Origin of the sequence: Streptomyces monticola (genome assembly GCF_042665355.1) — a bacterium.
Classification (GTDB): Bacteria; Actinomycetota; Actinomycetes; order Streptomycetales; family Streptomycetaceae; genus Streptomyces; species Streptomyces monticola.
Genome location: NZ_JBHTCF010000013.1, coordinates 253427 through 268097, shown reverse-complemented (window position 1 = coordinate 268097; position 14671 = coordinate 253427). Strand labels below are relative to the sequence as shown.

The 14671-nt window shown below is 73.2% G+C and carries 13 protein-coding genes and 1 pseudogene; 8 read left to right on the top strand and 6 right to left on the bottom strand.

Annotated features, from left to right (window positions below):
• Nucleotides 1-457, bottom strand: a pseudogene (locus ACFQVC_RS27925) (hypothetical protein); the annotation flags it as partial.
• Nucleotides 458-688: 231 nt separating this feature from the next.
• Here ACFQVC_RS27925 and ACFQVC_RS27920 point away from each other — a divergent pair.
• The gene (locus tag ACFQVC_RS27920; protein WP_381835662.1) at nucleotides 689-1780 is read left to right on the top strand and encodes a DUF368 domain-containing protein; all 1092 of its coding nucleotides are present in this window, start codon (nucleotides 689-691) and stop codon (nucleotides 1778-1780) included.
• Between the two features lie 52 nt (nucleotides 1781-1832).
• Nucleotides 1833-2285, top strand: a complete 453-nt coding sequence (locus tag ACFQVC_RS27915; RefSeq protein ID WP_381835660.1) for a hypothetical protein — start codon at nucleotides 1833-1835, stop codon at nucleotides 2283-2285.
• A gap of 296 nt (nucleotides 2286-2581) precedes the next feature.
• Here ACFQVC_RS27915 and ACFQVC_RS27910 read toward each other — a convergent pair whose 3' ends face one another.
• The 3 genes from ACFQVC_RS27910 to ACFQVC_RS27900 form a co-directional block, all read right to left on the bottom strand.
• Nucleotides 2582-3142: a GNAT family N-acetyltransferase gene (locus ACFQVC_RS27910; protein ID WP_381835658.1), complete on the bottom strand. Its 561-nt coding sequence runs from the start codon at nucleotides 3140-3142 to the stop codon at nucleotides 2582-2584.
• Nucleotides 3143-3335: 193 nt separating this feature from the next.
• Nucleotides 3336-3743 carry a CoA-binding protein gene (locus tag ACFQVC_RS27905; protein WP_381835656.1) on the bottom strand — a complete coding sequence of 136 codons (408 nt, stop codon included), beginning with the start codon at nucleotides 3741-3743 and terminating at the stop codon, nucleotides 3336-3338.
• Nucleotides 3744-3887: 144 nt separating this feature from the next.
• Nucleotides 3888-4862 carry a rod shape-determining protein gene (locus tag ACFQVC_RS27900; protein WP_381835654.1) on the bottom strand — a complete coding sequence of 325 codons (975 nt, stop codon included), beginning with the start codon at nucleotides 4860-4862 and terminating at the stop codon, nucleotides 3888-3890.
• Nucleotides 4863-5157: 295 nt separating this feature from the next.
• Between ACFQVC_RS27900 and ACFQVC_RS27895 the strand changes: the two genes are divergently transcribed.
• From ACFQVC_RS27895 to ACFQVC_RS27880, 4 genes are all read left to right on the top strand, one after another.
• A complete protein-coding gene (locus ACFQVC_RS27895) occupies nucleotides 5158-5427 on the top strand; it encodes a hypothetical protein (protein ID WP_381835652.1) in 270 nt (89 codons plus the stop codon).
• A 107-nt stretch (nucleotides 5428-5534) separates the two neighbouring features.
• Complete coding sequence (locus tag ACFQVC_RS27890) at nucleotides 5535-6161, top strand: YigZ family protein (protein ID WP_381835650.1); 627 nt, start codon at nucleotides 5535-5537, stop codon at nucleotides 6159-6161.
• Nucleotides 6162-6400: 239 nt separating this feature from the next.
• Complete coding sequence (locus ACFQVC_RS27885) at nucleotides 6401-7564, top strand: exonuclease SbcCD subunit D (protein ID WP_381835648.1); 1164 nt, start codon at nucleotides 6401-6403, stop codon at nucleotides 7562-7564.
• Nucleotides 7561-10560 carry an AAA family ATPase gene (locus tag ACFQVC_RS27880; protein WP_381835646.1) on the top strand — a complete coding sequence of 1000 codons (3000 nt, stop codon included), beginning with the start codon at nucleotides 7561-7563 and terminating at the stop codon, nucleotides 10558-10560. Before ACFQVC_RS27885 ends, ACFQVC_RS27880 begins: the two co-directional genes overlap by 4 nt.
• A 183-nt stretch (nucleotides 10561-10743) precedes the next feature.
• Here ACFQVC_RS27880 and ACFQVC_RS27875 read toward each other — a convergent pair whose 3' ends face one another.
• Nucleotides 10744-11190, bottom strand: a complete 447-nt coding sequence (locus ACFQVC_RS27875) for an Lrp/AsnC family transcriptional regulator (RefSeq protein WP_381835644.1) — start codon at nucleotides 11188-11190, stop codon at nucleotides 10744-10746.
• Nucleotides 11191-11284: 94 nt separating this feature from the next.
• Here ACFQVC_RS27875 and ACFQVC_RS27870 point away from each other — a divergent pair, with 94 nt between their 5' ends.
• The gene (locus ACFQVC_RS27870; protein WP_381835642.1) at nucleotides 11285-11803 is read left to right on the top strand and encodes a rhodanese-like domain-containing protein; all 519 of its coding nucleotides are present in this window, start codon (nucleotides 11285-11287) and stop codon (nucleotides 11801-11803) included.
• A gap of 284 nt (nucleotides 11804-12087) precedes the next feature.
• Nucleotides 12088-12936: an SDR family oxidoreductase gene (locus tag ACFQVC_RS27865; protein WP_381835640.1), complete on the top strand. Its 849-nt coding sequence runs from the start codon at nucleotides 12088-12090 to the stop codon at nucleotides 12934-12936.
• A 34-nt stretch (nucleotides 12937-12970) separates the two neighbouring features.
• On the opposite strand, the gene ACFQVC_RS27860 is transcribed toward ACFQVC_RS27865, so the two are convergent.
• The gene (locus tag ACFQVC_RS27860; protein WP_381835638.1) at nucleotides 12971-14671 is read right to left on the bottom strand and encodes a DUF885 domain-containing protein; all 1701 of its coding nucleotides are present in this window, start codon (nucleotides 14669-14671) and stop codon (nucleotides 12971-12973) included.

Sequence of the window (14671 nt, the reverse complement as noted above, 5' to 3'; positions counted from 1 at the left end):
GGGGTGTGGGGGTGTGGGGGTGTGGGGGTGTGGGGGTGTGGGGGTGTGGGGGTGTGGGGGTGTGGGGGTGTGGGGGTGTGGCCAGTTTCTTAGTATATCCAACGCCGTGCGACAGGACGGCCAACTGACCGCAAAGAGCGTGGAGTTGACCGCCGAAGCTCGCCGACACGGCGAGGTCCACGGGGGTCTCGACCGCCTGCTCCCAAGGCAGCACCGGAAGCCCCGACTCCGCGAGGAGTTCGGTGACACCTGCCTGGAACGCGGACGATCCGGTGCAGGTGGCGAGCAGCTGGACGCGCAGGTCGTCGTGGAAGAGCGGGACGACGTCGAGCAGCCGGGTCGCCGAAGTGACGTTGTGGACGACGAACAGCACGCGCCGGCATTCGGCCCGTGTCGCCCAGCGAGCCGCGTCGTCCCCGACCGGTACGCGTATTCGGCCGGACCGCCCGTCGATCATCAGCTGTCGTTCCCCGCCCTTCATGTGCCCCGGAGCACCGGGCCGCTTTCGTGACCGGCCACGATAACCAATGGGGCCACGACCTATGGGTCTCTGGGCGGCCGTGGAGGCGGACGCCGGACCGTATTGCGGCACTTGTACGATTGGTACGGCATTTCCCGTGGATGTGTGCCCCGGCACCGGCAGGCCAGGCAGGTGCCCGCGTATCCCGTAGACCCCGGACCGGAGCCCATGCCCAAGCAGCACTGCCGCAGCCGCCTGCTCGATGTCCTCAGAGGCTGTCTCATCGGCTCCGCCGAGGTCGTTCCCGGGGTCAGCGGCGGCACCGTCGCCCTTGTCACCGGTGTCTACGAGCAGCTGATCGGCGCCATCGGGCAGCTGGCGGGCGCCGCCCGCTGTCTGGTCGTGGACCTGCCGAGGGGACGGGGTACGGCGCGCGCGGGACGGGCCCTGCGGGACATCGACTGGGGTCTGCTCGTGCCGGTGCTCGCCGGCATGGCCGCGGCCCTGGTCCTGGGCGCCCGGCTGATCGCGCCCTTCGTCGAGTCGCATCCGCAGTCCGCGCGTGCGCTGTTCTTCGGTCTCGTACTCGCCTCGCTGTGGGTGCCGTACACACAGTCGGGCCGGGCCTGGCGCGTGCGGGACTTCGGACTCGCGGCGGCCGTGGGAGCTGGGGCCTTCGTGCTGACGGGGCTCCCGCCCGCGCAGGCCCCGACGCATCCGGCGGTCGTCTTCGCGGCCGGGGCGGTGGCGATCTGCGCCCTGGTCCTGCCCGGACTCTCCGGCTCGTTCATCCTGCTCACGATCGGTCTGTACGAGCCGACCATTGCGGCCGTCAACGAGCGCGACTTCGGGCATCTGGCCGCCTTCGGCGCGGGCTGCGTCGTCGGACTCGGACTGTTCGCCAAGGCGCTGAAGTGGCTCCTTCAGCACCGCCGACATGTGACCCTGGTCGTGATGACCGGCCTGATGGCGGGGTCGCTGCGGGCACTGTGGCCGTGGCAGGACGCCGACCGGCGACTGCTCACGCCGGATGGCTCGCCCACCGCGGAAGTGCTGCTCGCGCTGGCCGGCTGCGCGCTGGTCGTGGGGGTGCTGCTGATCGAGGCGCGAGTACGGGCTCGGGGCGGGCGCGCGTCGGTGGCTGCCGGGGGTGCGGCGGCGGGTATGGGGCAACCGGTGGCCGCCCGAAGTGCGACGACGGCCGCCGTGACGGAGGCGGCGGTTGTGCGGCAGACGGCCGGCGTGACGGAGGCGGCGGATGCGCGGAAGACGGCCGGCGTGAGCGCGGCGGCCGGGAAGGGAGGCGACCCTGTCCACTGAAGTTCCCGGGGAGACCGACACCCCTCAGGAGACCGAAGTTCCCGAGGAGCAGGTGACCGCGGCGAAGGCCGTCATGTCCCAGCTGCTGCTCGCCTTCCGGCACGGCAATCAGCAGGCCTTCGACGCCGAGCTGGAACGCGTGGGCGCCACCGGCGAACTGGCCGACCTGGTCTCCGCCCTGTGCTGGTCCGCCAACGAGGCCGTACGCAAGGCCTACCGGCCCGAAGCCGGCGACCAGGTCCTGCGCCATCTGGCGCGGCGCGCCCCGTACGGCGAGCGCTGGGTGCTCACCGACGAGGCGGCGGCGCCCGCCGCGGGGCTGCTCGTCGAGGCCGTCGCCGCCGGTGACACCGAGACCGTGCGCGATCTCGTCCGGAGCACCCCGGACACGACGTACCTCCTGGGAAAGCTGGTGCTCGCCCTCGGCCTTCTGGTCCCCGACGTGCCGCCGGAGCGGGTGCGCGCCGTGGTCGACGAGCTGCGCGGCGACAGCGGCGATATATGACGTAAAGACGTCGTACGAGATGCGGCTCGGCTCGCCGCCCGGACCGGCGCCACTCGACGAGGTCGATGCGCGGCCGATGCGAGGCTGATGGGGGGTCCGGGTCCTGGTTCATGAGATGTCCCCCGCGAACACCGGGCGCGGGGCCCTCTCCGCGCCAGTCGGACAGAGCCGGGAACACGGGTGGCCGCCCCGCGCCCCGCCGACCGGGTACGGGGCGGCCAGTCACGTTCTACACGAGAGAGGAATGAGCCCCTCCGGATGTGGTTGAGATCTGGCCACTTCGCGGACGGCGGGGTTCAGCGCAGTTCGCCCTGGAGCAGCCCCATCGTGAACTCGTCGTACCACTGCCCGTCACGGCGGAAGGTCTGCCGGAGCCTGCCCTCCTCGACGAAGCCGACCTTGCGGTAGATGTGGTGCGCCGCGTGGTTCTCGGTGACGACGGTCAGCGCGATCTTGTGCAGCCGCATCTTGTCGAAGCCGTAGCGGCAGACGGTCCGCAGGGCGTCGGTGGCGTAGCCGCGTCCCCAGTACTCCTTCTCGCCGATGTAGAGGTCGAGTTCGGCACAGCCGGTCTCGGGCTCGGCGTCCCGCAGCCGGACGACACCGATCGCGGCCCCGCCGTCAGGCCCCTCGTGCCCCTTGCGCCCATCGGGTCCCTCGCGCACCTCGACGGCGAACAGCACGTTCCCGTACGCGTTCGGCGGCCGCTCCTCAAGCCGCCTGCGCACCGCGGCAAGCGGCTGCGCGTACCCGTCGTCCATCCAGCGCATGACCTCGGGGTCATGGTTCCAGCGCCACAACGCCTCCGCGTCCTCGGGCCCCATCGCCCGCAACGCCACCAGCTTCCCCGCCACCATGACCTCGCCCCCTCCGCGTACACCTTGATGGTCTCTGCGCACCTGCGGGAGAACGACTCTGTGCGCCCCCCCGGCCCGCAAGAGGTAGCACGGGGCGCGGAGGGGGCTCCACTGAATTGAGGGGGGGCGTCCGGCATTGCAGGGTCGGCCGGTCGCGGAGCGCGGACAGGGCCCGGCGGAGGGGTAGCCCGCGTCAGCTCAGGCGTGGGATCTCGATGGCCGGGCAGCGGTCCATCACCATGTCGAGGCCCGCGGCGCGGGTGCGCTCATACGCGGCCTCGTCGATCACGCCCAGCTGGAACCAGACGGCCTTCGCGCCGATGGCCACGGCCTCGTCGGCGGCCGGGCCCGCGAGTGTGCTGTTGAGGAAGACGTCGACGACGTCGATGTCGAAGGGCACGTCGGCGAGGGACGCGTACCCCTTCTCGCCGTGCACGGTCTCCGCCTTCGGGTGGACCGGCACGATGCGCTTGCCGAAGCGCTGCAGGATGGCCGCCACCCCGTGGGCCGCGCGCTCCTCGTTGTTGGAGAGGCCGACGACCGCCCAGGTGTCGCCGAGTTCGGTGAGGATCCTGCGGATGGTCGGCTGGTCGGCGTACATGCTTGGCCTCCGTCGTCTGGGGCTTGGGGCCCGGGGCGTGCGGGTGCCCGCCGCCGGGCTCAGGCTGTGTACGCCCCAACTGCCGGAGGCCGCCGATCCTTCCCGTACGGTGCCCCGGCCTCGCGGTGGCGCGTCCCGGAAGCCTCAGCCGGGGTCCCGTACCTGCCACGCCCCTCGCACCCCGACGTCCCCCGGCTGGTCGGGGACGTGCACCGGAAGGCCCGTGCGGTCGCGCAGATGGTCCGGCAGGCCGTGCAGGTGGGCGGCCTCGCCGCACAGGATCAGACCGCGGTCGTAGACATCCTCGACCAGCTTCGGCGGACTGTCCGGCAGGAGGGCGAGGACGAGGTCGGAGATCGTGCCGTACGTGGCGCGGGCCACCTGCGCCAACTCGGCGACGGGGACCTGGCGGGTGTCGGGCAGGCCGCGCTGGAGGTCCTGGCCGTGCACGGGCACCGTGCCGTGTTCGGCGGCGGCCCGGGTCATCAGATGCTTGGCGCGTTCGGCCTCGCCCGGGCAGATGGTCAGGCCGTGGCGGTGGCGCATCAGGCGGATCAGGCCGGTGTCGACGTCGGTGCCGCCGACCGCGGCGCTGCGCGCGGCGATCACATCGCCGAAGGAGAGCAGCGATGCGGAGGTCCGTTCGGCCCCCACGTCCACTATCAGGGCACCCGCCGGCTCGGCCAGCGGCACTCCCGAACCCGCCGCGGCGGCAAGGGACTTGGGCACGAGGCGGATACGGCGCAGGCCCGCGTTCTCGCAGACGTCGAGCAGCGCCTGGGTCTGCAGGGCGCCTATTCGGTCCGGTACGCAGACGGTGCCGCCGGAGAAGGTGCGGCTCTTCGTGCCACCCGAGGCCTCACGCAGTGCCACGCGCAGGAGATGGGCGGCGAGCGTGGTGTCGGCGACGGCGCGACGGGTCACCGGGCGCACAAGCCGCAGTGCGTCGGGGCGACGGCCCTGCAGGGCGAGCGCTCCGTTGCCGCGGGCCCATATTCGCCCGTTGTGGTCGAGCGCGGCGACCGTGGGCGTACGAAGGACTTGCTGCTCCTGCCGGGAGAGGATCCGCAGGGTCGCGCTGCCGAGGTCGATGGCGAACCCCTGGGCCGCGTCGCGCATATGGCTCTCCACTCACTCGGAACCGGGTCACGGGAAGGCTCGAAGGACGGGAATGCGTAGCAGGACAGGAATGCATCACAGGAACGCATGAAGGGCGGCGGCCCGAGCGGGCCGTGTCTTCGACGCTGGCACAGCTCGTACAGGGCGGCGAGCGCTGGGGGTCCGATGGAGCGGTGCCTGGTGTCTGGTGCCCGGGAGCCGGTAGCCGGTAGCCGGTAGCTGGTACGACGAGGGGCGCCCGCGGCCTTGTGGGGGACGGGAGGCGGAGTGGCCGTGTGCGCACTAGCCTCGGGACATGAGCCCGACGCCCGCACGCTTCACCGTCGTCCTGAAGCCCCAGCTCACCGACGCCGAAGGGCACCTCGACCACGGCGGCGCCCTGCGCTCGGCCACGGTCCGGCACACCGGCGGTTTCGGCGCGAGCGGTTTCCCGCGCTACGAGGGGGACGGTCTGCAGGTCGACATCGACCCCGCGACGCGGACGGTGGAGGCGGCCACCGTCGACGGCGACGAGCTGCCGTACGGCTGGGTCGCGGAAGTCGCCCCGGACGACGACGGCAGCTGACGCCGACGGCCGCCGTGTCTGCCGGAGGACTGCCGACGCCGACGGCCGCCGTGTCCGCCGGAGGACCGCCGTGGGACGCCTCCGCGGCGCCCGCATAGGCTGGCCCGATGCAGGACGAGTACCGCACCGTGGCCCGCGAGGGCGTGCACGAGACCGAGGTCAACCGCTCCCGTTTTCTGTGCGCGCTCGCACCCGCGGCCACCGAGCGGGAGGCGCAGGAGTTCATCGCGCGCGTCCGCAAGGAGCACCCCGGCGCGAACCACAACTGCTGGGCGTACGTCATCGGCGCCGACGCCTCCGTGCAGAAGGCGAGCGACGACGGCGAGCCCGGCGGCACCGCGGGCGTGCCGATGCTGCAGATGCTCACCCGGCGCGAGATGCGGTACGTCGTCGCCGTCGTCACCCGCTACTTCGGTGGCGTCAAACTCGGCGCGGGCGGCCTCATCAGGGCGTACGGCGGTGCGGTCGGCGAGGCCCTGGACGCGCTCGGCACCCTCACCCGGCGCCGTTTCCGCCTCGCCACGGTGACCGTCGACCACCAGCGCGCGGGCAAGCTCCAGAACGAGCTGCGTTCCACGGGCCGCGAAGTGCGCGACGTGCGCTACGGCGAGGCCGTCACCCTGGAGATCGGTCTGCCGGACGCCGACGTCGAGGCCTTCCGTGGCTGGCTCGCGGACGCCACGGCGGGGACGGCCGGGTTCGAGCTCGGCGGCGAGGCGTACGGGGACGCGTGAGCCAGCACCGGCCCCTCAGCGGGTCGGCGGGGCGGAGCCGTGGCCGTCGCCTCGCATGGCGGGCCGGCCGTCCTCCGGGGCGCATCGGGGCGCATCGCCCAGTGCCTCGCCCTTCGCGATCGTGAATCAGGGAGCAGAGGGGCACAGGTGGCCGTGCGTGGTGACTGTGCTCACGCCGCAGGGGCGTGAATCGGGATGCGCCTGAGAGACCGGCGCAGCGACCGATACGCTCGGGGATCATGAGGCTGCTGCACACGTCCGACTGGCACCTGGGGCGGGCATTCCACCGAGTGAATCTGCTCGACGCCCAGGCTGCGTTCATCGACCACCTCGTCGCCACCGTGCGCGAGGAGCGGGTCGACGCGGTGCTCGTCGCCGGTGACGTGTACGACCGGGCGGTGCCGCCGCTCGCCGCGGTCGAGGTGTTCGACGAGGCCCTGCACCGGCTCGCGGAGCTCGGGGTGCCGACGGTGATGATCTCCGGCAATCACGACTCCGCGCGGCGTCTCGGTGTCGGCGCCGGGCTGATCGGCAGAGCCGGTATCCATCTGCGCACCGCGCCCGCCGAGTGCGCCACGCCGGTGGTGCTCGCCGACGACCACGGCGACGTCGCCTTCTACGGTCTGCCCTATCTCGAACCCGCCCTGGTCAAGGACGAGTTCAAGGTGAAGAAGGCGGGGCACGAGGCGGTGCTCGGGGCCGCCATGGACCGGGTGCGGGCCGACCTGGCGGCGCGGCCTCCGGGCACCCGCTCCGTCGTCCTCGCGCATGCCTTCGTCACCGGCGGCGAGCCCAGCGACAGCGAGCGGGACATCACCGTCGGCGGTGTCGAGTCCGTGCCCGCGGCCGTCTTCGACGGCGTCGACTACGCCGCGCTCGGCCATCTGCACGGCAGCCAGACCCTCTCCGAGCGTGTGCGCTACTCCGGCTCCCCGCTGGCGTACTCCTTCTCCGAGCAGCACCACCGCAAGAGCATGTGGCTGATCGACCTCGGGCCCCGCGGTGAGATCGCCGCCGAGCGGATCGACTGCCCCGTGCCGCGCCGCCTCGCCAGGATCGAGGGCACCCTCGAAACGCTGCTCGCCGACCCGGAGTTGGAGGGGCACGAGGATGCCTGGGTGGAGGCCACGCTCACCGACCCGGTGCGTCCGGCCGAACCCATGGCCCGCCTGAGCGAACGCTTCCCGCACACCCTCAGCCTGGCCTTCGCGCCCCGCAGGCCCGACGGGGTCCCCGAGGTCTCCTACGCCCAGCGGCTCAAGGGCCGCGACGACCGGGAGATCGCCGAGGACTTCGTCGCGCATGTCCGCGGCAGCGGGCCCGACGAACACGAACGGGCCGTGCTCCAGGACGCGTTCGACGACGTACGCGCATCCGAGGCCGTGCGCGAGGTGGCCAGGTGAGACTGCACCGTATCGCCCTCACCGCCTTCGGCCCCTTCGGCGGCAGCCAGGAGGTCGACTTCGACGCGCTCTCCGAAGCCGGCCTCTTCCTGCTGCACGGCGCGACGGGCGCGGGCAAGACCTCGGTGCTCGACGCCGTCTGCTACGCCCTGTACAACGCCGTGCCCGGCGCCCGGCAGAGCCCCGGCACCAGTCTGCGCAGCGACCACGCACCGGCGTCCCTGCGCACCGAGGTGCGCCTCGAACTGACCGTCGCCGGGCGGCGGTTGGAGATCACCCGGCAGCCGTCCTGGGAGCGCCCCAAGAAGCGCGGCACCGGCACCACCACCGAAAAGGCGCAGTCCTGGCTGCGCGAGTACGACGCCGGGACCGGCACCTGGAAGGACCTCAGTCGCTCCCACCAGGAGATCGGCGCCGAGATCGAGGGCCTCCTCGGGATGAGCAGGGAGCAGTTCTGCCAGGTCGTCCTGTTGCCGCAGGGCGACTTCGCGCGGTTTCTGCGCGCCGACGCCGAAGCCCGCGGCAAGCTGCTCGGCCGGCTCTTCGACACCCGCCGCTTCGCCGCCGTGGAGGCAGGCCTCGCCGAGCGCCGCCGTGGCGCGGAGGCCCAAGTGCGGGCCGGCGACGACCGGTTGCTGGCCGCCGCGCACCGTATCCAGCAGGCCGCGGGTGACGCCGCCGAACTGCCGCTGCCCGCCCTCACGCCCGGCGAGCCGGGTCTGGCGGGCGCCGTCCTGCAGTGGGCCGCGGTCGCCAGGGCCGGAGCGCGCGAGCGCCTCGCCGTCGTACGCGCCGGTGTCGAGGCCGCCGAGTCCGCCCAGGCCGCGGCGCAGGCCGCCTTCGAGGACGTACGCGAGACCTACCGGCTGCAGCGCCGGTACGCCGAGGCGCGGGAGCGCGCGGCCCGACTCGACGAACGCGCCGGTGAGCACCGGGAGTTGCAGGCGCGCCTGGAGCGGGCGCGCAAGGCCGAGACTGTCGCACCCGCCCTCGGCCTTCGGGCCGCCACCGAGACCGAGCACCGCGACGCCCGGCAGGCCGAGGCACGCGCGCGTGCCGCACTGCCCGAGTCGTTCGCCGGTGCCGGCGCGGCGGGCCTGACCGCCGCCGCCCGCAAGGCACTTGAGGAACTCGGCGGCCTGGAGTCGGCCCGCCGCGCCGAGCAGCGGCGCACCGAACTCGCCGCCAGGCGCGCCGACGCCGACCGGCAGGAACGCGCCGACGCCGACGTACTCCAGGAGGCCGCGGCCTGGCTGGACGGCTGGGAGTCGACCCGCCGCGCGCTGCAGGAACGCATCGAGCACGCGCAGGACGCCGCCACCCACGCCGAGCACCTGGCGGGCCAACTGGAGCCCGCCCGCGCCAAGTCGGCGGCCGCCCACCGCCGTGACGCCCTCGCCGGACAGGCCGCACAGGCCAAGGAACACGCCCTCGCCGCCCGGGAGGACGCGAGCCGGGCACATGAACACTGGCTCGCACTGAAGGAACAGCGGCTGCAGGGCATCGCCGCCGAGCTCGCCCAGAGCCTCACTCCGGGCGCGCCCTGCTCCGTGTGCGGCGCCACCGAACACCCCGCGCCCGCCCGCACCGTCGAGGGGCACGTCGGACGCGAGGGCGAGGAGGCCGCCCTCGCCGCATACCGTCAGGCAGAAGAGCGGCGCGCCGACGCCGAGCGCGCTCTTGGTGACGTACGCGAGCAGCTGGCCGCACAGACCGCCGCCGCGGGCGACACTCCGGCCGGTGAACTGGCCCGGGAGGCCGAAGAGCTGGCCCGCCGGCACGCCGAGGTCCGCGACCGGGCGCTCGGCCTGCACAGCGCGCGCGAGCGGCTCGCCCGCGCCGAGGCCGAGCACGAGCGGCGGCTCGCCGAACGCCAGGACGCCGCGACACGGGCCGCGTCCCGTGACTCCCTGCGCGAGGCGATGGTCCGTGAACAGACCGCACTGGAAGAGGAGTTGACCCAGGCGAGGGGCGGTGCGGCGACGGTCGCCGCGCGCGCCGCGCAGCTGGAGCGGCAGGCCGCGCTCCTCACCGAGGCCGCCGACGCGGTGCGCGCCGTCGAGGACACGGCCCGCCGCCTCAAGGACGCCGACGCCCGCCTCGCCGACGCCGCCTACCGCGCCGGGTTCGAGACTCCCGCCGCCGCGGCCGCCGCCGCGCTCGACGACGCCCGCCACCGTGAGCTGCAGGACCGTATCGACGGGCGGCAGCAGGAAGAGGCCGCGGTCCGCGCGGTGCTCGCCGAACCCGACACGGCGGCCGCAGCCGAGCAGCCGCCCGCCGACCCCGCCGCCGCGCACACCGCCGCGAAGAGCGCGGCCCGGGCGGTGCGCGCCGCCGTCGCCGAGCACACCGCCGCCGAGCACCGCTGCACCGAACTCGACCGGCTCTCCCGCGGCGCCGCCGCCGAGGCCCGCGAACTCGGGCCGCTGCGCGAGGAGTACGACCGGGTCGCGCGCCTGGCGTCGCTCACCGCGGGCACATCGGCGGAGAACGAGCGCAAGATGCGCCTGGAGTCCTATGTCCTGGCAGCCCGTCTTGAGCAGGTCGCGGCGGCGGCCACGGCCCGCCTGCAGCGCATGTCGTCGGGCCGCTACACCCTCGTCCACTCCGACGACCGCACCGGGCGCGGGCGTTCGGGCCTCGGCCTCCATGTCGTCGACGCCTGGACGGGCAGCGAACGCGACACGGCGACCCTGTCCGGCGGCGAGACCTTCTTCGCCTCCCTCGCCCTCGCCCTCGGCCTCGCCGACGTGGTCACCGACGAGGCGGGCGGCGTACGCCTGGACACGCTCTTCATCGACGAGGGCTTCGGCAGCCTCGACGACCAGACCCTGGACGAGGTCCTGGACGTCCTGGACTCCCTGCGCGAACGCGACCGCAGCGTCGGCATCGTCAGCCACGTCGCCGACCTGCGCCGCCGCGTGCACGCGCAGCTGGAAGTCGTGAAGGGGCGGGCGGGTTCGGTGGTACGGCAGCGGGGGCTCGGCCGGTGAGAGTCCGTGCCCCGAGGGGGGCGCGGGCGTTCGGCCGGTGAGCGGTCGTGCCCCGAGGGGTGGCGTGCCCCGAAGGGGCGCGGGGAACTGCGCGACCCGCCACGACGCGTCCGCAGCCGATACACCGACCGGCCAGCCCGCAGGGCACTCAGCAGTCAGTTCAACGGCCCAGCAGCCCAGCGCTCAACGGCCCAGCGGGCGGCGTGGCAGCGGCGATGAGTAGACGACACTCGTCGTCACCGAGCCGAGCGCGCCGATCTTGCCGGAGACCTCTTCGAGATGGCTCATCGAGCGCGCCGCGACCTTGATGACGAAACAGTCGTCGCCCGTCACATGGTGTGCCTCCAGAATCTCCGGCATGGCCGCGACCAGGTCGTGGAACGGCTTGTAGTTGCCGTTCGGATAGCGCAGGCGGACGAAGGCCAGGATCGGCAGGCCGATCTTCTCCGGGGACACCACGGCGGCATAGCCCTCGATCACCCCGGCCTCCTCCAGGCGCCGCACCCGCTCGGTCACCGCGCTCGGTGACATGGAGACGGCGCGGGCCAGCTCCGCGAAGCTGGCCCGGCCCTGGCGCTGCAGCACATCGAGGATGCGCCAGTCGGTGGCGTCCGGGGAATAGTCGGTCATGCCTGAGAAGTAGCAGGGGATTCCCCGGCAGATCAAGGGTGGTGCCGTGGATCGTCCCTTCACCGTGATGATCTCTGGCCATAGATTTCTGGGCATGAACACACAGGTCCCCGCCACCGTCTCCGCTCCGCAGACCGACACCGCGCTCGCCGCCAACCCCGTGCTGCGGGTCGCACCGGCCGCGCCCGCGGCCGCCGCCGCGTACTTCGCGGCGTCGCTCGCCTTCCACACCGATGTCTCCGATGTCGCCGCGGCCCTCGCGGCCGACGGCGACCCCGGGTTCGTGCTCGTCGACATCCGCTCCACCGAGTCCTGGGACCAGGGGCATATCCCGGGCGCCCTGCATCTGCCCACCGCACTCATCCCCGGGCAGGCGGGGGAGCTCCTCGACAAGTCCGTGCCGGTGGTGACGTACTGCTGGGGCCCCGCCTGCAATGGCGCGACTCGCGCGGCCCTCGCCCTCGCCCAACTCGGCTACCAGGTGAAGGAGATGCTGGGCGGCTTCGAGTACTGGGCCAGGGAGGGCTTCGCCTACGAGACCTGGCAGGGCACCGTGCAGCCGGTGGCCGACCAGCTGACGGTGCCGGTGGACGCGGAGGACTGCGGCTGCTGACGGCCGGCGTCGGCAGGTCGGCCCGAACCGGAGCCTGCCATTCGCTCACGTTCCCTGGTTTGACGGGGTCACTTCATGGGACTCGTGGGGCGCGACGGCCCTGGGCGCCGCCTTTTGTGCGCTCCGGCGTCCGGTGGCCGTGGCGCCCGGCCGGCGCTCAGGAGGGGGAGTACCGGCCGGGCCTCGGGGGAGGCGGCATCGGGCGAGGCGGCATCCGGCGAGGCGGCATCGGGCGAGGCGAAATCCGTTGGCACCCCGCGGCCCGTGGCCGCCATCATGATCGGATGCCTCGACTTCCCCACCCCACCCCCGAACAGCTCCGCCGCGACCCGCTGCCGCTGCGCGGGCGTACCGCCCTGGTCACCGGTGCGAGCAGGCGCGGCGGCATCGGCCATGCGGTCGCCCGCAGGCTCGTCGCGTACGGGGCGAGCGTGTATCTGCACCACCACCTGCCGCATGACGAGGCCCTGCCCTGGGGCGCCGAAAGGCCCGAGGACGTCGTGGCCTCCGTGCGGGCGGCGGCGCCCGACCCCGAGCGGGCTCAAGTCCTGCACGGCCCTGGCGACTTGAGCGATCCGGAGCTGCCCGCGCGGCTGATCGCCACGGCCGCGGACGCGCTCGGTGGCCGCCTCGACATCCTCGTCGCCAATCACGCACTCAGCGGCGACGACGGCACGCTCGACGCCATCGACGCCGGGAATCTCGACCGCCACTGGGCCGTCGACACCCGCTCGGTGATCCTGCTCGTCCAGGCCTACGCCCGGCTGCGTGCCGAGCCGGCCTCGCGTACCCCCGGCGGGCGCGTGGTGATGATGACCTCGGGCCAGGACATCGCGGGCGGCATGGCCTGGGAGCTCGCCTACGCCCTCCAGAAGGGCGCCCTCGCCTCCATCACCCGCTCCCTCGCCACCGCGCTCGCCGAGCACGCGGTGACCGTGAACACCGTCAACCCCGGCCCCGTGGACACCGATTACATGTCGGGCACGGGCTACGACGCGATCGCCGCCCGCTTTCCGGCCGGCCGCTGGGGCATGCCGGACGACCCCGCCCGCCTCATCGCCTGGCTGGCCACCGACGAGGCGGAATGGATCACCGGGAACGTGATCGACTCGGAGGGCGGCTTCCGCAGGTAACGGACGCCGCCGCCCGGAGCGACGCCAACTCCCCTCAGAGCTTGGACAGTTCGTCGACCAGATCGTCCAGGCCGAGGGAGCCCTGGGACAGGGCCGCCATGTGCCAGGCCTTCGCGTCGAACGCGACGCCCCGCGCGCGACAGGCGCGACGGGCGTTCTCACGGCCCAGCAGCCAGGCACGCTCGCCCAGTTTGTAGCCGATGGCCTGGCCCGGCATGGACAGATAGCGGATCAGCTCGCTCTCCACGAACTCCGCGGGGCGGCTGCTGTGCAGGCCGAAGAACTCCTGGGCGAGCTCGGGCGTCCACCGCTGTCCGGGGCGGAACGGCGAGTCCGCCGGGATCTCCAGCTCCAGATGCATGCCGATGTCCACGATCACCCGGGCCGCGCGCATCATCTGGGCGTCCAGATAGCCGAGCCGCTGCTCCGCGTCGGTGAGGAAGCCGAGTTCGTCCATGAGCCGCTCCGCGTACAGCGCCCAGCCCTCGGCGTTGGCGCTGACCATGCCCACCGACGCCTGGTAGCGGGAGAGGTCGTCGGCGACGTGCACCCACTGCGCGAGCTGCAGATGGTGACCGGGCACACCCTCGTGGTACCAGGTGGAGAGCAGGTCGTAGACGGGAAAACGGCTCTCGCCCAGCGTCGGCAGCCAGGTGATGCCGGGCCGCGAGAAGTCGTGCGACGGGGGTGTGTAGTACGGGGCCGCGGCGCCGCCCGGCGGGGCGATCCGGGACTCCACCCTGCGGACCCGCTCGGCGAGTTCGAAGTGGGTGCCGTCGAGCGCGTCCATCGCCTCGTCCATGACCTGCTGCAGCCACGAGCGCACCGCGTCGACACCCTCGATGTGCCGGCCGTGCTCGTCCAGGTGCTTGAGCGCCTCCCACGGGGACGCCGCGCCCGGCAGCACCTTCTCGGCCTCGGTCCGCATCTCGCCGAGGATGCGGTGGTACTCCGCCCAGCCGTACGCGTAGGCCTCGTCCAGATCCAGATCCGTGCCGTTGAAGTGGCGCGACCAGCGGGCGTAGCGCTCGCGGCCCACGGTGTCGCTCGCGCCGGCCACCGCGGGCGCGTACGCCTCGCGCATCCAGTCGCGCAGCCGCGCCACGGCCGCGGTGGCGGCGGCGCCCGCGGCGTCGAGGTCGGCGCGCAGCTCCTGCGGGCCGTCCGCCGTGAGTTCCTCGAACCAGCCCTTGGCGCCGTCCTCGCCGGCCCACTCGGTGAGCTGGCCGATGAAGGTCCCGGTGGCGCGCGGGCCGCCGTACATCTTGCGTTCGAGGCCGAGCGCGAGGCAGGCGCGGTAGCCGTCGAGCGCGGCCGGCACGGCGTGCAGACGCCGTGCGACGGCCGCCCAGTCCTCGGCTGTGCGCATGGGTGTCACCGTGAAGACCTGGCGCACCTTGTGCACCGGTGAGTGCAGATTGCTGACGGCGCGCAGATGTTCACCGGCGTCGTGGACCGCCAGCTCTGCCGTCAGGCGCTCCCGCAGCAGCCGGGCGCAGCGCCGCTCCACGCCACTGTCGCCGCCGGGCGCCCGCTCTGCCTCGGCGAGCCGGCCGAGCGTCTCGCGGGCCAGATCCGCGAGCCGCTCGGCACCCGCGGGGGAGAGGTCGGGCAGGGTGCTTGAACTCTCCGGTACGCCCAGGAAGGTGCCGGTGATCGGGTCGAGGGCGATGAGGTCGTCGACATAGGCGTCGGCGATCTGCCGGGGCAGCGGGCTGCGCGTGGTGTCTGACAT